The organism is Paenibacillus sp. FSL H8-0261 (assembly GCF_045040645.1).
Lineage (GTDB): Bacteria > Bacillota > Bacilli > Paenibacillales > Paenibacillaceae > Paenibacillus_AQ.
Genome location: NZ_CP150297.1, coordinates 897,529 through 916,447, shown reverse-complemented (window position 1 = coordinate 916,447; position 18,919 = coordinate 897,529). Strand labels below are relative to the sequence as shown.

The following is an 18,919-nucleotide window of genomic DNA, read 5'->3' as shown; positions in this document are numbered from 1 at the left end:
ACCATCGTTTCTATAAGGTTATTCGCAAAAAAAAGGAGAACGCGTTTAAGCGTTCCCCCTATTTTAACATGATTCCTCAATACACTGGATATCCTGCCACAAACATCGCTAAATACAAAAGACTCCCCGCAACAGAAACTACAGTAAGGATAGCATCCTTTGATTTCTCTTCAGTGATCGCGACAGCAGCAAAAGCTAGTGGAAATGCAACAAGCAAGTACCGCGGGGCTGACAGCAGCCAGGTAGCTCCGACTACGAACGCAAAATACACGATGAAATAGGCGGTGTATGAAGGTCGTATCTTTTTTGCACCCATGAACATGATAATTAGTGCTGAGAATATAGCGATTAGATTAGGCAGCCATAAGCCGAGAAAAGAACGGCTATCTCCACTCTTAAAGGTGCCCACAGCGTATTCCATCTGATATCTTACCGTATCAAAAAAGAGATAAAACCGCTGAGACCAATGCTCTCTCTGGTAAATACTGAATTGAAACGCATTTCCCGTCACGTGAAAATTAATAAACAGATAAGCCAGCAAGCCCGTTGATATGATAGCGAGAAAACATACAGCGCTGATGATTCTATGTATAAAGACTTTTTTACTTAATAGCTTATAGTTGCCCATCAGATCCCGTCCAAATTCAATCGCAACCGGTACAATCAGAAGCACTCCGGGAGAACGTGTATAAGCTGCAAGTGCACCGCATAAGCATCCGATCAGCCATTCCTTTTTTCTCACAAAATATAAACACATCAAAGATAATGCCAGAAATAGAGCCTCGGTCATCGGAATGAAGAAAAAGAACGCGGCAGGGAATATGAAAATGTATTTCACGACCCGCATGGCATTCTTTCGATGCATGTCTAGTGCAGCAAGCTCATAAGCGACCAGGGCTGCGACAATTGAAGTGATATTTGAAACGATGAATCCAGAAACGAGATAATTCCCTACGAATGCCTGAACTACTCTTATTAAATTTGGAAAAAAGGGAAAGAACACGATATGGAATCTCGCATCACCCTCGGTCACGTATCCATTCTCAGCAATGCCCAAATAACTAGAAGCATCAATTCCAGAGATATGCCAAGTCTCTGCCATTTTGCTAAGCAGACCACCTGAATAGCCATTCTGTATGATCAAAAATGAATACCCGATGAGCATAAGCAGGATACGACTCGCCAATATCCATCCAATAATATAAAGCCAAGCCTGTCTTCTATCCTGCTCCTTACTCTTCCAAGTCACTTCAGGTGCTGGATTCGTCAAAACAAAATCTGTCAATACAGGTATAGTGCGGAGCCCCAATAGCGCAAAAAGCCCGAAACAGACCACAGAAGAGAGGGTGCCCAACATGGTCCAGCTCTGAGTCGAAATGGCCCAGTAAATAGCCGTCACCATCATAACAAGTATGAAGATGAAGGAAATGATTTTGTCGTGCTTTTTCATTTGATCCTCCAGTTATTTAGTCCGAACAATTGTTTAGGAAAAAAAGGATATAATTACCTATAGAAATATAATAGTCTTTGTGTATTTTTTTGTAAATCACATCTTATCTCTTCGTTCCTTACTCCCCCTCATAGCTGAAATAAAAGTTCAAAGGCAATTCATCATCACTTTGAAAACTGTTCGACATCCTGTAGGTTATATACAATTTATCCTCGCCCTTGCCGTATGACCATGATTCTTCGATAGAGCCTGTTAATGGCTTTAGCGGAAGAGTCATCCTGTCAATCGTTAGGATAGATTTTTCGACTTTTTCAGCCGCCTCCTCATCCGCAGGTTTGTATTGGTTCATAAAAGCACGTACCAGTTCTCTCGCATCTTGATAACCGCTTTCCGATCTGGGAAAGACCGTTCCTACCCGGTAACCAATGATTTTATTGGTCTTAACATCTACCACAATCTGCTGTATAAACTCCTTTTGATTCACGGATAAGATATCATCCTGCATAATTGTACCCAAGGTTGTATCGTATTCACCCACTGCATCCGCAATTTGCAAAGCAGCAAGCCCTTCTTCACGCGGCTGCATGAACACAGCCCGATGCTCTTCCACATGTGTGAAAAGCTCAGCATACTTGGGTCTTTCCTTACTGCATGCAGTGAATACCAGCAAAAGAATGACTATTCCACAAATGAGATTGAAATATGATTTTTTCAAACGAATACACCTCCTGGCCTGACGAAACCGGTTTGGTTGATCCCCCCTAAACCTTACCATATATTTGAAAAAAGACACAGATATTCATGCCTTATATTAGAAAAATGAAGCCTGAACACGGCAGTGGGCCCCAAAGAAAAAGCCCGAGCGTTTATGCTCGGACTCAATATCATTCAAATGGATAGATCCAGAAATGCTCTGTTCCAAAACGATCTTGGATTTCTTTATCCTCTAGCGTTTTGCTGCCTAACAGTTCAGCGGCTTGGAATTGAGATTTATGCGCCTGAATGGATGCCATCTTTTGCTTCAGGAAATCTTTCACTTCAATGATAACCTGAGGCTTTCCAATCTCTTCAATATTATTGGCGAAAGCTATACAGTGAACAGGAGGTCTCTCTGCCTTGGGCATTCTTCCAACCGTTCGAACCACTGCAGCTCCGGTAGCATCATGATCGGGATGAACGCTGTACCCCGGATAGAATGTAATGATCAGTGAGGGGTTAAGTTCCTTCAGAAGCGCATCAATATGGCCCTCAAGCAGAGCTTGATCTTCAAATTCAATCGTCTTATCGTGGAAACCAAGCATTCTCAAATCCTGTATTCCAATCGCTCGGCAGGATTCTTCCAGCTCCTTTTTACGGATCTCTGGGAGGGTTACCCGATTCGCAAATGGCGGCACACCCATATTCCGGCCCATCTCTCCAAGTGTCAGACAAGCGTAGGTGACTTGGGTGCCGTTTTGCACATGTTTAGCTAGTGTTCCAGATATACCGAAGGCCTCGTCATCCGGATGCGGTAATATAACTAGAATATGTCTTTCCACTGAACTCCTCATCTCCTCTACCATTAGAACGGCTCCCGGCTTAATTGCAAGGATACGACCAGTTTGCCTTGGCTGTCATGACCGGCCAGAATTAATCTTTCGGTCTCACTCTCTTCATAGTGAGTTAGTCCTTCCGAGTACACCCAGCCTTGTGACATTTTTAGGCCTACGCGATAAGGTCCATGACCGGAAATCGAACCATGAGAATATCGGATCACAGCATTAGTAATGAAAGTAGCCGCTGGGTGCTTAGAACTATCGAAATGGGCAGCGTATGCTCCCGTCGTCATCTCAAGATGGATATATAGATCCTGATCTTTAAGCAGGTCGATCCTCTCTTGTATTTCGGATTGATTAATTAGCTGCAAGGTTACGCCTCCATATCTGAATGAAATTATACCTACGAAAAATAAGATCCTTACCTTATTAAGGACGGATCTGTTAAAGGATAAGCGGGTCCGTATTTCTCATCAAAGTATAACTTCCAAAGGTTTGTAATTCAATGGTCACTCCTGAGAAGAGGCCTTACACATAAAAAAAGAGCATTAGCCCGCGTAGCTTGATCAAACACTGAGATCACAATATATGGTAAAATCATTGTGGAGTCTTTGAATTACAGGAGAAAGGATGGAGTAACTTGGGATTTCATGAAACGTCTCTTTCAATCAAATATCCAAACGTAATGAGAACACTAATTGCAATGTGTTTTTTAGAAGTTTCCTTAATAATTACTATGTATAATAGTACTAACCGCACACCTGACTTCCTGTTCTTCTTTCCAAGAATATGGTTCATCTTTATATTCATTATTATCATATTTTCACTCTATCGATTGCTTAGTTCCAAGAGTATTACACTTGGCGACAATTTTATTATTTCTTTAAATAAGAAAAGATACGATGCGGATGAAATAAGTTCAGTGTTTATCGATGGTAAACGAATTGGAATTAAGACTGTTGACAAAAAGTTGGTTCCACTACATCTGTACTTTACTTTTAAAAAGGAGAATACGGCTAATGGCATAGAGGAAATTAGGGAGTGGGCACAAAGAAACAACAAGCCCATAAGATATAAGTTCTTCTTTGGATGGATTTAATGCAGGTTATGTTAGAAGGAAAAGCGAAAGCCTACTTCAATGCAAAGGGGCGTCCTATATCCATTTCACATGGATTTTTGGACAGCCCCTTATATATTTATTCACACTGCTGTCCAGATTGAATTATTTATGAAAATTGAATTCAGCCATTCATTCTTTCAGCCTTTTATCCAGAATTGGGCGTATGAACCAGATGTAATAAACCAGACAGAGAATCAATACTACAGATGTCAGAAAAAAGGGGATTTCATAATCCTGTCCAATCAAAATCCACCCCGTAAGCAGAGCGGCGGCGGATGATCCGAGGCTCCGAAATACGGACCTCATCCCTGCGTAGAGATTCCTCTCCCGCTCCTTAAAGGCAGACATCAACTGACTATCCAGCAGATTAGACAGCATCGTAAGCCCTCCCCCGCGAACCAGAAACACGATTGTGAACATCCAGACTGGCATAACCCAGGATAATGAGGCGAACACGAGTATGTTAACCAAAAAGACAGATACGATGGCCACATTGTGGCCAAAACGCTCTAATACGTAAGGCGTCATTAAAGAAGCTGCAAACAAAACAACTCCGCTTACCGCCAGCAGAATGGACACTTTGTCATCCATCCAGTTCAGTCTATACTTCACAATTACATTAAGAAATGACCCAGTGATGGCTATCGCTCCTCCGAGCAGGGCCATGAATACCGAGAACAGCCAGAGTGTGCCGGAAGGCAGCTTTTTCCTCAAGCTAGAGACTTCACTGTTCACTTCCAGAACTTCAGAGGTTCTAACCGTTTCGCTTTCCCTCCCCTCAGAGGGAAGCCAGAGTCCTCTAATCATACTGTGAACAACGAAAACCAGTGCAGCAAGCAGCAGCGTTAGCCCATACCCATCCCCGCTATCAGCCGAATTCGGCAAGTATCCGGCAGCCAGGGTTCCTGCCCCTGTAAATGCCGTAAACACGGCAAACATCAGGGAGAAGGCACTGGCTTCTTCCTTGCGCGAGGCACAATAGTGAAATAGCAACTGCACCTCAGTCGTCTCCACAAGAGTAAGGCCAATCGAGACCAAAGTTTGAGCCAAATAGAATATGCCGGAATGATTGCCAATCGCATAAAGTGCACTTCCTGCCGCTATAAACATGATGCCGGATACTAGCAGCTTTTTACGACCTATACGGTTTGCCGATATGGATACAGGAATAGCCAATGCACCCATGATCAGTATACCTATGGACATGAGCAGCCCGATTTCATCCTCCTTCATTCCTTTGGACAGCAAATGCAAATTAAGAACTAGCGAATACATACCGATGCCGATGCCATACATGGCTTCGGTCATAAGAAACCGGCGGACGCCGACAGACAGGCGCAGCAAGTTCCTCATATACCCAGACATACCCATAACCCCTTTCTTTGGTGATACAGTCAAATAGGAAGGGCTCCAAACGGAGCCCCTCTACTTTCAAATGTATATTTTAATTGTAGGGACCAAGCCCTATTCCGGCTGTGTCTTCTTTAGATAAGCCCGCCACGTAATACACCACTTTGCAGGATCATCAAGAGAAGATTCCACATTCCGGTGAACGGTACTGTTGTGCGGAGCTAGTTTGACGATATGCGGCTGCGTGTAAGCTTCATTCGAAATATGGGTCAGCGCCTCGATATATTCATCAAGATCTTCCTTCGAATAAGATTCAGTCGGCTCCAGGGTGAACGGCTGCGGAACGATGTACGGATGATGGGATGTCCAATAATGCAGGCCGAAATCACACATCCGGCGGGTGATGTCTTCTGTCGTTACGCCAGTCTCATCCGTAAGCTGCTTCCAGCTGTACCTTACCTGTTCAAGACGTCGACCTTTGATGTAAGGAGCGCTGGCTCCGCGGATTTGCAGAATTTTGTGATACAGGTAGTTATTATTCAGTACAGCGATTTGGGCCACATTCTTAAGACCGTCTGGCCCCAGGCTCATAATCCAAGCGTAGGAACGAAGTACAGTCTGGGCCACGCCGTGGAAGCTGCGGACTTTGCCGATGCTATCACCGCTTTGCTCTACAAGGACATAACGACTACCGTCCCAGTCAACAAGCGGACCGGGCAGGAAACGCTTAAGGGAATCGGTTACCCCAAGAGCGCCTGTAGCCGGCCCTCCGCACATGTGAGGTGCGGCAAAGGTCTTATGCAGGTTGAAGAAACACATGTCAAACCCGGCTTCCTTGGCCCGGGTGATACCCAGCAGCCCATTCGCGTTCGCCTGATCGTAGAAGCAGATTCCTCCTGCTTCATGAACCACGTCCGTGAACTCGCGGATGCGATGATTGTATATACCTGTGTCTTCCGGATTGGCCACGACGAAACCCGCCGTGCGTTCAGAAATGGCATTCTTCAGCTTCTCCAGATCCGGGAATCCGTCTTCATCAGGATGCAGTGTAATGATCTTATACCCCTTGACAGCTGCGGTCGCCGCTTGGGACGGATGTGAAAAGATCGTCGTAATGATCTCATCCCGCTGGTCTCCCTCGCCACGTGAATCATGATATGCGCGTACAATGGAAGCCATGGCCAGCAAGGCCTGGGTGCCACTGCTTGGCTGGAACGAGAAAGCATTCATCCCTGATATTTCACGCATCGCCTGGTCCAGCCTATAGTAGATTTCCAGAATTCCTTGAACGGATCCAGCATCCTGCAGAGGATGCAGTTCCATCAGATTTGGGGTACGTATAAGCATTTCATTGATACGGGGAATATATTTCATAGTACATGTCCCCTGTCCGATCTCTACATTAAGGTCGGAACCCAAAGTCTCTTGAGAGAGTCTTAAATAATGCCTAAGAACTTTGGCCTGACCGATCTCGGGCAGCGCCGGTGCTTCTTTTCGCCGCATCGCTGATGGAATTCGGGCGGAGCCTTGACCGACAACCTCGGCAATCCCAGCCTCGGTGCCCGGCGGGATCACTCCGCGCTCACCCGATCGGTGAAGCTCGAAGATCACCGGTTCATCCCATTTGGCCTGGTGAAAGCGGCGTACCTTATGATCTCTACGAATCCGTTTCATGGCTTTCCTCCTACTCTTCTGTACTATTAATTCTTGCAGACAATGTTCTCGATAGCTGAGGCAAGCCGGTCCAGATCTGCCTGCATATGAATTTCAGTTACGCAGTACAGAGCACATTGTCCCCACTGGGGATATGCGGAGGATATATCTTTTCCTCCGAAAATCCCTACTTCCAAAAGACGCTTGTTAATCTCAGCAACAGATATTCCAGTCTCGTTGAAATCTAAGACAAATTCTTTGAAAAAGGCTGTATCTTTAAAGCGCAAAGAGACCCCGGGAATGGCACACAGCTTATTCGCCGCATATTGAGATTTCTGTATAATGGTCTCCCCTACTTCCTGCATCCCCACTGGTCCAAGCAGGGATAGATAAACTCCGGCGGTAATTCCCCACAGGGCTGTCTGTGTTCCCACCGACTCTTTCCCCTTCTCCCGTTGGGCAAAGGATGTACGCTCATAGGCTACATCACCGAAGCCATATTCACCTTCCACTTCAGTAGGAACAATACCGAACAGGCGGGACGGATATTCCATCACATAAGTCTCTTCATCCCGGGTAGCGATGAATCCGGCTTGACCTCCACCATAGTTCATATGCATGCCCAGCGGCTGCAAATCCCCACAGACAATATCAGCGCCATAACGGCTTGGAGGTTCCAGTACGCCAAGGGAGATCGGATCAACGCCCACAATAGAGATAGCATTTACCGCGTGCACAAGCTCAGATATTTCAGCACCCTGATCCTCAATAATTCCGAGATAACCTGGATTCTCGAAGTAGAACGCCGCCGTTCCTTCCTCAAGCTTGCCCTGCAGATCATCCAAATCTATTTTTCCTGTCACCGGATCAATTTCCACGTACCTAATCTCCATTACAGGTGTACAGTAATTGGTAATGATCTTGGCTTTATCCGGATCGACGGATCTGGAGAGCAGCGCAATCCTACGGCCTGTAATCCGACCTGCCATTCGGATGGCCGTGGAGGCTGCCTGTGCCCAGTCGAAGGTAGGGACATTAACTACGTCCATATCGACGAGTTCGGCCATCAGGCTCTGATACTCGAACAAGGACTGAAATCGGCCGTGGTCTTCGTAAGGCTCTCCTGCATAAGCCGTCACGAACTCCGAGCGCTGATTAATTTCGTCGCATACAGCCGGAACGAAATGCTGCCAGCAGCCAGCCCCGAGAAAGTTGATATAATCGGCGCCATGCTTGTTCTTCGCAAGCAGAGCCTCGATATGTCGACGAAGCTCATATTCATTCATAGCTGGAGGAAGATTCATCTCCCGCTTAAGCTTCAGACTGTCTGGAATTGCATCATGCAGCTGGTCGACGGAGCTCAGGCCGATTTCCTTCAGCATTGCCTCACGGACTTCCGGTGCTGTATTCGGGATATAGGGATGGGCATAAGTTCTGTGTTCAGACAAGGTTAACGCCTCCGTCCTTAAAAGGTTGATTTAAAGTATTTATTTCTTTAACCGTTAGGCAATGCCGCCGCCATCCACAACAAGTACGCTTCCGGTGACCCAGGAAGACAGATCGCTAGCTAGGAACAATACCGCATTTGCGATATCACGTGGTGTACCCAATCGCTCCAATGGACGTCCCCCAGCAGAGGCTACGAGGAAGGTAGCTTCGTCCTGTTGAAGCTGCTTGGCTTCATCGCGTAAAAGCGGCGTATCCGTGTCGCCTGGGGACACGCAGTTCACGCGAATGTTTGCGGAACCGTGGTCAATGGCCATGGCTCGGGTGAGATTGACCACTCCAGCCTTGGCTGCACAGTAGGAAGCGGCACGGTCCCCGCCTTTAAGGCCCCAGCCGGAGCCGGTATTAATGATGCTGCCACCGCCTCCGCGCTCCATCACCGGGATTATATATTTGGAGAGTAGATAAACTCCCTTAAGTGATACATCCATTACCAGATCCCAGTCGGCTTCCTCAAGCTCGACAACGGTCTTACGGCGGATAATCCCCGCATTATTGAACAGAATATCGACCTTGCCGTACGCGTTCTCAATCTCTGAGGCAGCACGCTTACAGTCCTCCGAAGAGGAGACATCGCAGCGGTGGAAGCTTGCTTTCCTTCCCCGCTCTTTCATCTCATGAACAGCCTGCTCCCCTTGCCTTACATTGATGTCCAGCACAACCACATGTGCTCCGAAATCCGCAAGCAGTCCGGCCGTAGCAAGGCCGATACCTGAAGCACCTCCGGTAACAACAGCTATCTTTCCGCTTAAATTGAGTACATCCTGTGTGTGGAGCATGCTGTCCCCTCCTCTCATTGATGCGATTGTGGTAACCCGTACAGCATTTGTCTACCAAGCCACTCTGGCGTGGTATCTTCTGATAAAAACGGAGTGAGCAGAATACGGAATGTAAAAGCTTCCGATGTTACCTTATGATCCGGCATCTGGGCAGGTCCACAACTGTTGCTGCCCAGCCCATTCTGCCGGTAATCCAGATTCAGCGTGACGAAGTCACGCGGAACAAGCTCGCTTGCATGTTGTGCCTCTTCAAGATCCTTGTCCGTATAACGGCGCGCGCTGAATTCAAGCGTCGGACTACCTGCAGCAAGTAGACCAAGTCCGGATGCGTCTGTGACGGATAACCATCTGACATCCATCCGGTTCCCATTCTCCTGCGGATATATATATGGAGTGAATAGTCCATCAATTGAAGCTGTGTACACTCCAACACGGCATGCCTCTTTGCTGTCCGAATAATTCTCACCAGGTCCCCGGCCATACCATTTCACTCGATCCATGTCGCCTGGAATCTCCATCTGAAGTCCAATCTTAGGCAGCATTTCTGGCGGCTTGCCCTCCGGTGTGCCCTGCACATCCATAGTGATTTGCCCTATACTGGTTACGGTATAGGTGATTACACACCGGAAACCCCAATCAAAAACTGGCGGAGCAATCCTTGAACTCACAGTGATGCGGATGTTCCCTTCATCAAGCCAGGCCCAGCTAACCTCATCAACACGTTCTGTTAGCCGGTCCAGGTGTGCTTTGCGCCAGTCCGGTAGCACATACATGTCATTGTCGATCGGTGCACGCCAGAAATTCAGCCGCGGTCCGGCTTTCATTAGTTCCTTGCCATTCAGACGAAGCGAATCGATTCGCCCGCTCCGCGTGTCAAAGATCATCCGGAAGTCCTCATTTGCGAGAATGATCTGTCCAGCAGCTTCTGTGCAGTGAAGATTCCGCCTGATCTGCTGACTTCTCATCCCAATAGCAGCATTGGAATGGTCATCTGAATGCCCTGTATGATTATCGCCAACACGATTTCCCAACTCATCCTGCATTAGAAACTGAGCCCAAGCCACTTCATGCCCCTGCTCCGCCCAAAGACAGTCAGCGGCGATCGAGAAGCTGATGTTCAGCCACTGTTCCGCATCCTCACTGCGAAGGAGAGCATCAAGACTGTGGTCATAAGGAATCTCCACTTCTGCCTGTCCGCCCGCTTCAATCTCTGGCAGTGCAAGAACCCCGCTTTGAACGGTACGTCCATCCATGGTAATGCTCCAATCAGCATATAGGTGATCCAGTGTCAGGAAATCATAGCGGTTAATCACATTAACCTTGTTCCTGCTTATATACTCGACGCGAACCGGCTCGATAATTTTCTTATATTCAAGCAGGCCCGGTGATGGCGTTCGGTCCGGCCGGACTAGACCATCTATGACGAAGTTGCTGTTATTGGGCACATCCCCGAAGTCCCCGCCATAAGCATAATCAGCCTTCCCATCCGCCGTCTTCCAGCTCAGCCCGTGGTCAATCCATTCCCACACAAAGCCGCCCTGCAGTCTATCGTACTTGTCAAAAGTATCAAAATAAGGTCTTAATCCACCGGGGCCGTTGCCCATGGCATGCGCGAATTCACACAGAATATGCGGCTTCGGATGATCAGTCAACTGACCGAAGCCTTCCATCTTCTCAACGGAGGAGTACATCGTGCTTACCACATCACAGACCTCAGCTTCGCGATCTTCTTCGTAATGAATAAGCCGTGTTGGGTCAGCTTCTCTGCACCACTGCGCCATCGCCCGGAAATTGCAGCCGAAGCCGGACTCATTCCCAAGCGACCAGAAGATCACGGAAGGATGATTCTTGTCGCGCTCAACCATTCGCTGAACGCGCTCCACGTAGGCTTCCTGCCAGGCAGGATCATCGCTGAGTCTGGAAATGTTGCCTAGCAGTTCGAATCCGTGTGTCTCCAGATCGGTCTCTTCCATAACATATAAGCCGTACTCATCACACAGATCATAGAACCGGGGATCATTCGGGTAGTGCGCGGTTCTTACAGCGTTAATATTGTGCTGCTTCATCATCTTGATGTCCTGTAGCATGGTGGAGACGGTGACTGTGCGACCTGTATCCGGGTGATGATCGTGACGGTTGACTCCTTTGAGTTGAATCGCCTTTCCATTCACCAGGAATTGTCCGCCGCGCACCTCAACTGTGCGGAATCCAACCCGCTGAGCCGTCATCTCTACCGTATCTCCACTTTCATCCAACAAAGTGATCTTCAGATGGTACAAATTGGGGGATTCCGCACTCCACAGTTCCGGCTGTCCTACCGGCATTATAAGCTGCACATTCTTTCCTGCAGTAACCCGATCCTCAGCCCATGCAACAGATTCACCACTTCGTTTAAGCAGTTCAAGCCGCAGACTGCCCTGTTCAGCAGCTTCCCCTTGTATGTTCACATGAACAGACAAGATCCCATCACGGCTTGATTCATCCAGTTCCGTTATAATCCGATAATCGGCAATGCGGAGCGAAGACGGCTCGGAGAGCAGATACACATCTCTAAAAATTCCGCTCATCCACCACATATCCTGATCTTCCAGATAACTGCCGTCCGACCATTGGTACACTCTAACGGCTAAAGTATTGTGGCCCGGTTTCACATAAGGAGTGAGATCGAATTCTGAGGTTAGGCGGCTGCCCTGACTGTATCCGACCGGTTTGCCGTTTACCCAGATATGAAACGCACTATCCACCCCGTCGAACTTAATGGCGACATTCCGTCCGTTCCAGGATTCAGGCAGCATGAACTCTCTAACATAACTGCCTGTCGGATTCTCGTCAGGCACATGCGGGGGGTCTGCCGGAAACGGATAATATAGGTCCGTATAATGTGGAGTTCCGTATCCCTGTAGCTGCCAGTGCCCCGGAACCTGAATCTCATCCCAGCCGGAAGTATCATACGCCTCCTCGTAGAAATAATCCGGAGCCCACTTCGGCCCTTTTGCATAATTGAACTTCCATATGCCATTCAAGGATTTGAACCAGGGGGAGCTTCCCCTATTGTAAGTTAGTGCCCCTGACCAGTCAGAGTAGGGGATGAAGTAGGCCCGGCTTTTGGCCCGCCCTCGCTGAAGGATGCCAAGATCATCCCAATCCCTCCTGATAGTTTGCTGTGACATGGTTCATTTCTCCTCTCTTTTCTCTACTCTACTCTGCGCTGTGTGCTGTTATTAGATTTCCGAACCCGCTGCGGCGAATCAACCTTTGATGCCCGTAGTCGCAATGCCGCCAACGATGTAGCGTTGAGCGAAAAAGAAGATTGCCAGCGGCGGAATCGAGATCAGAACTGTAATCGCCATAATGGACTGCATATCCACACCGTACATCCCTTTGAACTGTGAGAGCCCTAGGGTCAATGTGTATTTCGTCTGGTCGTTAAGGAAAATGAGCGGACCCAGATAATCATTCCAACATCCCATAACCTGGAACACAGCGACCAGGATCAGCGAAGGCCCCATCAGCGGGACAATAATCCGTGTTAATACGGTCAGCTTATTGGCTCCGTCGATTGTAGCTGCTTCGTCTAGCTCCCGCGGGATGGTGAGAATGAACTGCCGCAGCAGGAAAATGAAATAGGCGGACCCGAAGAAAGACGGTACAATAAGAGCTTTGAGCGTATTAATCCATCCCAGAACGTTGAACAGCATATACTGCGGGATCATAGTGACTTCCCAGGGAATCATCATTGTTGCCAACACAACCAGGAACAGAAAATCCCTGCCCTTGAACTGAAATCTGGCGAATCCATAGGCTACGAGCGTGCATGAAATCAGTTGACCAAACGTCGACAGGATGGTAATAATCAGTGTATTTTTCAGAAACATATTGAAGGGCTGAATGTTCCACGCCTCTGCAAAATTGCTGAACTTCCATACAGAAGGAATCCATTTAGGTGGAAAAAGATACAGCTCGGACTGTGACTTGAGCGCAGTCGTAACCGCCCAGAACAGCGGAGCTATGAACAACAGTGAAAAAAAGAGCAGCAGAACGTATACGAGTATTTTCTTCACAAAGAACGTCTCCTTCCTTGAGCCTTCAGCTTCTCCTGAGGATTCTTCTTCATTTCACCTTCGTAGAACACCCAGGCTTCCGAGGATTTGAACACAAGAAAGGTCAAGCCGAGCACGATCAGGAACATGAACCAGGCGTTAGCTGCCGAATATCCCATTTTGAAATACTTAAACGCATTCTCATACATGTACATGGCATAAAAATAGGTTGCTTTCATTGGACCGCCTCCGGTCAGCAATAAAGCCAGGGTCAGCTGCTGGAAGGCTGCAATGATGGATGTAATTAAGTTAAATAAAATCGTCGGAGTGATCATCGGAATCGTCACACTGAAGAATTGTCTGAGCTTACCTGCCCCATCAATGGAAGCGGATTCATAAAGATCTCTCGGAATCCCTTTGAGGCCAGCCAGAAAGATCAGCATCATCGAGCCTTGTCCCCAGAGACTTGCGACCACCATCGCTACTAATGACCATTGCTTATCGTTGAGCCAATCAGGGCCCTGAATTCCGATCAGGGACAGGAAGTAATTCAGAATCCCGTAATCACCGCTGTACACCCAAGACCAGATCATAGCCAGAGCGACACCGGATATAACGGAGGGAATATAAAAGGCGGTTCGGAATATAGCACTGCCCCGTGTCTTCTGATTCAAGAGAATCGCAAGCCCAAGCGCCACAATGATGTTCAATGGAACGAACAGAGCTGCAAATTTGAGGGTGACCCCGAGTGAGGTCCAGAATAACGGGTCATCCGTAAACATTTCCGCATAATTGCCAAACCCGATAAAGTGTACTTCGCCGACAATCGGCCAATCAAAAAAAGAGATGATAAGGGAAAATAACAATGGCCCCAAGGTGAACACGAGGAATCCGAAGATCCAAGGAAAAATGAAGAGGTAGGGAACAGCCCTACCCCAACTACGTTTTCGTGTAGGCTTGAGCTGGGCCATAGGCTCCCCTGCTTGATGCAGAAAGGTCTGAGCCATCTCTTAACCTTCTTTCTGTAAATGTGTTATTTCAAATAACGTTGACTATCTTTAACAGCCTGATTCAGCACTTCCTGGGCATTGCTGCCGTGCATAACCGCTTCCACCGCAGCAGAGAGCTGGCGGTTCACTTCATTCCATTTCGGATTGAGCAGGAACGCAGGTGTATTGCTGGAACGCTCCAGCATCGTGTAGTACGGTTTATAAAGCGGGTCCTGATCTTTCTTCAGCTCATTTACGACACTGACCCTTACAGGCAGATCCGCCACACGCATCTTGATCGAATCATTAGACACATAGAATTTCACGAATTCCCAGGCCAGATCTTTCTGCTTCGAATCCTTGGCGATGGACAAAGCGGACTCCGCAAGCACCCCTTTGACCGGTTTGCCTGGGAACGCCGGGATTTCGACCGTACCTACATTTATACCAGCCGTCTTGAACGATTCCAGCGGCCAGATACCGCTCTCCCACATAGCGATTTTACCTGCTTTAAAAATGTCATCTCCGCTCTGCTGGCCTTTGCCTCCGGTCAGCACAGCCGAGCCGTTCTTAACCATGTCGCCGAGCATCTGGATAGACTCAGCTGTCTCTTTGCTGTTCATAAATCCTTCAATCGTTTTCCCGTCATCAGAGATGAACGAGCTTCCGTTGCTCCATACGAAGCTCTGAAGGTCATACGTATCGTTCTCTGCCCGAACCCCGAACCCGTACTGCTTCTTCGACTTATCGCTGAGCTTGGCCGCGATGTCCTGGAACTCCGTCCATGTCCATCCATCCTTCGGATAAGGGATCTTGGCATCATCGAACAACTTCTTGTTGTAATAGACCACACGTGTGGTGAACCCTGCCGGAATGCCATATAGCTTGCCGTCAATTTTGCCATAGTTGAACAATCCCGGATAGAAATCTTCGATGTTCAATTCTTTATCTTTGCTCGAATAGCTGTCCAGTGGTTCCAGGGATTGATGATAGGTCGGGAAATCCCACATATACATCACATCTGGCGGATTGGTTGCCCCGAATCCGGCGGCAAGCTTCTGGTCAAAACCGTCTGCATAAGCCTCTACCTGAACCTTCGTACCCGGATGGGCTGCTTCGAATTTCTTGGCGATGTCTTGCTCAATCTTTAGCGCGTCTCCGGTATCCCATGTCGCAAAACGAAGCGTCTTCGTCTCCCCTGAGCCTGCAGCACCTGTGGATGATGAAGGCTCACTGTTCCCCCCGCAAGCTGTGACCATAGTTGCCATTAACGTAGTGGCAAGTACAATAAGAGAAATTTTCTTTTTCACTGTGGCAGCCTCCCCTTTGAATGAGGTAATAATAATTGAACCGCTTTCATCTTAACTTTTATGAAAGCGGTTCAAAACCGATATCTATTCGAATGTTTGCGTACTTTTGTTCGATTTACAGATCGGGGTGTCCATCTGTTCGAATCACGGCGTCTTTTTGTTGTATGCGGTAATAACTAGGCGTCTGACCCGTGCAGCGCTTGAACCATTTGCTGAAATATTTACTGTCGCCCAGCCCTGTCCGCTCCGCAATATCCTGCATCGTCAACTGCGTATCCCGCAGCAATGCCTTGGCAAGCTTAAGCTTCCTTTTATATTGAAAAGCCACAAAGCTGTCGCCAACCGTCTTCTTAAATAGGATCGAGAAATGGCTTCGGCTAAGTCCCACCTGGCTCGCCAAATCGCTAACCGACCAATCCGCTCCAGGGTTCTCATGCAGAAGCTTCACGGCCTTCCAGATCGGTTCAGGCCAGTCCTGAGACGAAATACCATGCAGCTTCTCCACTTCCGCTTCCTTGTGAAGCGCCATGAAGGCCTTGCTTAAATCTTCAGCGTTGCCCAGCGGTCCTCTCTTAGCCCATTTCAGCTTCTCGATTTGGCTTTTCATCTGAACGAGCAGACTGTCCGCAATTTCCTGCTCGTCACCAGGTACAATCCAGTAGCAAAGGTCCTCACCGTAAGGGATGATAACAGGTGCACTGTGGGGCATCCGGCTATTCTCATCCTCATTAAGCTTGACGAGATCCAGGTAAGTACAATCGCATCCACAGGTCTTGATCAGATAAATGTACAAGGGTTCCCTATTCAGCGGCAGCTTCTCCCTAATGAGCTTATCTATTTCGTCAACAAATTTGCTGCTGTGTCCACTCTGCCAGGCAAACAAGAGAGAGCCTAGACGTTCTCCATAGATTTCGCTTGTTTCAGCATCCGCTACGGGAGCAGACGATGTCAGCTCCCTCTGGAACTTCTCCAGCATTCCTTCCAGCTCTTCATCTTCAAAGGCCGTCTTAAGCAGATATCCTGAAGCCCCAAGCTTAATTCCCTGCTGAGCAAATTCGAAGTCACGGTGACAGCTCAGCAGAATAATCCGGGTGTCCTTATCGACCTCTTTAACTTTGCGTAACAGTTCAATCCCATTCATCTCCGGCATGACAATATCGGTAATCACTATTTGAGGCAGGTGAATCTGATAGGCCTCCCAGGCTTTAAGGCCGTTCGGCGCATCCGCCACCACTTCCATCCCATACTTATGCCAAGGAATTGTAGAGCGAAGTCCTTTGCGCACGATACTCTCATCATCTGCAATTAACACTTTAATGGTCTTGGTTGTCTCCATGCGGACTCTCCTCCTTCTTGGGCCACCGAATTACGATAGTAGTGCCTTCACCTTTCGTAGAATGCACCATCAAGCCATACTGCTGTCCGAAATGAAGCTTGAACTTCTGATTCGCGTTCTGAACGCCGAGTCCTCCGCGTCTCTGCGGTTTGCTTTCCGGCTTTGCACGCATAAGCGCCTTCAGCTTCTCCTCAGTGATCCCTGCACCGTCATCAGACAATGTTAACAACAGATGCTCGCCTTCCTCCCGTACACTTAACGAAATGTTACCCTCCCCATCTTCAAATCCATGAAAAAAGATGTTCTCGAAGAGCGGCTGAAGGGTCATACGGGGAATCAGATACGGCTTAAACTCTTCGTCACAGGTCTGTTCATAACTGAATGCGGACCCGTAACGGATCTCTTGTATTTTCAGAAAATGCTCAATCATGCGGAGTTCACGGCCAAGCGTGATCAACTCCTGAGAGATATCCAGATTACCTTCGAGCACCATCGTCAGATGATAGAGCATCTGGCGGATATCCTCTGCCCCTTGGAGCCTTGCCTTCCACTGGATAGAATTCAGCGTATTGAAGAGCAGGTGGGGATTAATTTGGTAGTGGAATGCCTTAAGCTCGGCCTCCTTCTTCAGCCGCTCACTCTGCTCCACTTCCTGCACAAGGGATTGAATCCCCCCCACCATACGGTTGAAGCTGGTGTCCAGGCTACCGAGTTCATCCTTGCCTTCCACCAGGGTCCTCGTGTGTAGCTTGCCAAAGCTGACCTTCTGCATCGAGTCTTTCAGCCTGCGAATTCGAGCTGTGAATTTCGATGAGAATATATAAGCTAGCCCAAAGGCAAGCAGACAAGAAACAATGGCTACAAGTACTGTGTTGGAGCGGATCAGGCTCGAGGAAAAATAAAATGCTTTGGCCGGCAGCCTTGCTTCAATCTTCCATCCGTTGGCTGCAAGTGTCCTATTCCACACCACATCACTATCGTCTGGAGTGAATGGAGAATCTGACTGGTATATGGGTTGCCCTTCAGAACCAGTTATCGTCAAATGCGCTTTGGTATCTTCCTCAAACATATGGAACATATCTAGAAGAACCTGCGCATTCTCTTCTATTAAGATCGTGCTTCCGTGCTGGGTTCCAGCCGGATTATTAATCCGTACAGCGAGCCCCAGTATAGGTTCTCCGGTATCCGAAGCTTCCATGCCATGATTCATAGGATAGAAGCCCAGCCAATAGGGCCCTTTGGATGAATAAGTAAGGGCCCGCCAGGCGGGGATATCATTAAGCTTACTGACATCCAGATTATTCTCTCCATAGTAATAGCCGGAGCGGGTAATCAGATAAATACCTCTTGTCAGATCCGTCTTAAGTGATTTAAGCAGCGCCTCGAAGTCATCTTTATCCATAATCTCCTGATACGTAGTTGGAACGTGATCACCTAGTCCCACCCGTGCAGGATCAAGGAGATACGAATAGATTGTTCCTGTCGTCTGATTCATCCGGTTCAAAGCGGAGCTGATCTGCTGATCAAGTTGTGCCACGGTGTTCTCCCCGTATTTCCCGAATTGAGAGTTGATGACTATAGCGGATTGATAATAGTTCAAGGCTCCCAGTGACAGTAGCGGAATAATCGCGACAATAAGAAAGCAAAAGAGCAGCTTAGTCCGGATGCTGAAATAAGAGCGAATAGAGAAGCGATGATATAACTTCTTAAAGAAATGACTCCACATGACTTCTCATCCCCGCCTTATAAATTTCATTTTTATAGTTGAAGTGTAGCACGGACTGGCACACTCGGGAATATCTCGGAAAATGGGAAAGCACTTCCCCTCGCGCCGGTCTTGACCAGGAGGAA

General features: G+C 48.0%; 15 protein-coding genes. 1 reads left to right on the top strand and 14 read right to left on the bottom strand.

Going from position 1 to position 18,919, the window contains the following annotated elements; genetic code table 11:
* Positions 1–76: 76 nt before the first annotated feature.
* From MHI27_RS04000 to MHI27_RS03985, 4 genes are all read right to left on the bottom strand, one after another.
* Positions 77–1,450: a hypothetical protein gene (locus MHI27_RS04000; protein ID WP_405175656.1), complete on the bottom strand. Its 1,374-nt coding sequence runs from the start codon at positions 1,448–1,450 to the stop codon at positions 77–79.
* A gap of 118 nt (positions 1,451–1,568) precedes the next feature.
* Positions 1,569–2,165, bottom strand: a complete 597-nt coding sequence (locus tag MHI27_RS03995) for a hypothetical protein (RefSeq protein WP_076286151.1) — start codon at positions 2,163–2,165, stop codon at positions 1,569–1,571.
* 169 nt (positions 2,166–2,334) lie between these two features.
* Positions 2,335–2,988 (bottom strand): bacillithiol biosynthesis deacetylase BshB2, encoded by a 654-nt coding sequence (gene bshB2 / locus MHI27_RS03990; RefSeq protein ID WP_341147093.1) that lies wholly within the window; start codon positions 2,986–2,988, stop codon positions 2,335–2,337.
* A gap of 23 nt (positions 2,989–3,011) precedes the next feature.
* Entirely contained in the window at positions 3,012–3,356 is a 345-nt protein-coding gene (locus tag MHI27_RS03985) for a YojF family protein (protein ID WP_042184926.1), read from the bottom strand.
* A gap of 269 nt (positions 3,357–3,625) precedes the next feature.
* On the opposite strand from MHI27_RS03985, the gene MHI27_RS03980 reads away from it, so the two are divergent.
* Complete coding sequence (locus tag MHI27_RS03980; RefSeq protein ID WP_405175655.1) at positions 3,626–4,084, top strand: hypothetical protein; 459 nt, start codon at positions 3,626–3,628, stop codon at positions 4,082–4,084.
* Positions 4,085–4,234: 150 nt separating this feature from the next.
* Here the strand turns inward: MHI27_RS03980 and MHI27_RS03975 are convergent, their stop codons facing one another.
* The 10 genes from MHI27_RS03975 to MHI27_RS03930 form a co-directional block, all read right to left on the bottom strand.
* On the bottom strand, positions 4,235–5,470 hold the full coding sequence (locus tag MHI27_RS03975) for an MFS transporter (RefSeq protein WP_405175654.1): 1,236 nt from the start codon (positions 5,468–5,470) through the stop codon (positions 4,235–4,237).
* Between the two features lie 99 nt (positions 5,471–5,569).
* The gene (gcvPB, locus tag MHI27_RS03970; RefSeq protein ID WP_340974140.1) at positions 5,570–7,129 is read right to left on the bottom strand and encodes an aminomethyl-transferring glycine dehydrogenase subunit GcvPB; all 1,560 of its coding nucleotides are present in this window, start codon (positions 7,127–7,129) and stop codon (positions 5,570–5,572) included.
* Between the two features lie 26 nt (positions 7,130–7,155).
* Positions 7,156–8,556 carry an aminomethyl-transferring glycine dehydrogenase subunit GcvPA gene (gcvPA, locus tag MHI27_RS03965; protein WP_405175653.1) on the bottom strand — a complete coding sequence of 467 codons (1,401 nt, stop codon included), beginning with the start codon at positions 8,554–8,556 and terminating at the stop codon, positions 7,156–7,158.
* 54 nt (positions 8,557–8,610) lie between these two features.
* Positions 8,611–9,393 carry an SDR family NAD(P)-dependent oxidoreductase gene (locus MHI27_RS03960; protein ID WP_339800480.1) on the bottom strand — a complete coding sequence of 261 codons (783 nt, stop codon included), beginning with the start codon at positions 9,391–9,393 and terminating at the stop codon, positions 8,611–8,613.
* Between the two features lie 14 nt (positions 9,394–9,407).
* The gene (locus MHI27_RS03955; protein ID WP_405175652.1) at positions 9,408–12,563 is read right to left on the bottom strand and encodes a glycoside hydrolase family 2 TIM barrel-domain containing protein; all 3,156 of its coding nucleotides are present in this window, start codon (positions 12,561–12,563) and stop codon (positions 9,408–9,410) included.
* 78 nt (positions 12,564–12,641) lie between these two features.
* A complete protein-coding gene (locus MHI27_RS03950; protein WP_076286144.1) occupies positions 12,642–13,454 on the bottom strand; it encodes a carbohydrate ABC transporter permease in 813 nt (270 codons plus the stop codon).
* Positions 13,451–14,404 (bottom strand): carbohydrate ABC transporter permease, encoded by a 954-nt coding sequence (locus tag MHI27_RS03945; RefSeq protein WP_076286178.1) that lies wholly within the window; start codon positions 14,402–14,404, stop codon positions 13,451–13,453. The genes MHI27_RS03950 and MHI27_RS03945 overlap by 4 nt, the downstream gene beginning before the upstream one ends.
* 62 nt (positions 14,405–14,466) lie before the next feature.
* Positions 14,467–15,690: a sugar ABC transporter substrate-binding protein gene (locus MHI27_RS03940; RefSeq protein ID WP_179085840.1), complete on the bottom strand. Its 1,224-nt coding sequence runs from the start codon at positions 15,688–15,690 to the stop codon at positions 14,467–14,469.
* Positions 15,691–15,847: 157 nt separating this feature from the next.
* Positions 15,848–17,068 carry a response regulator gene (locus MHI27_RS03935; protein WP_076286142.1) on the bottom strand — a complete coding sequence of 407 codons (1,221 nt, stop codon included), beginning with the start codon at positions 17,066–17,068 and terminating at the stop codon, positions 15,848–15,850.
* On the bottom strand, positions 17,046–18,794 hold the full coding sequence (locus MHI27_RS03930; protein WP_405175651.1) for a sensor histidine kinase: 1,749 nt from the start codon (positions 18,792–18,794) through the stop codon (positions 17,046–17,048). Before MHI27_RS03930 ends, MHI27_RS03935 begins: the two co-directional genes overlap by 23 nt.
* Between the last annotated feature and the right edge of the window lie 125 nt (positions 18,795–18,919).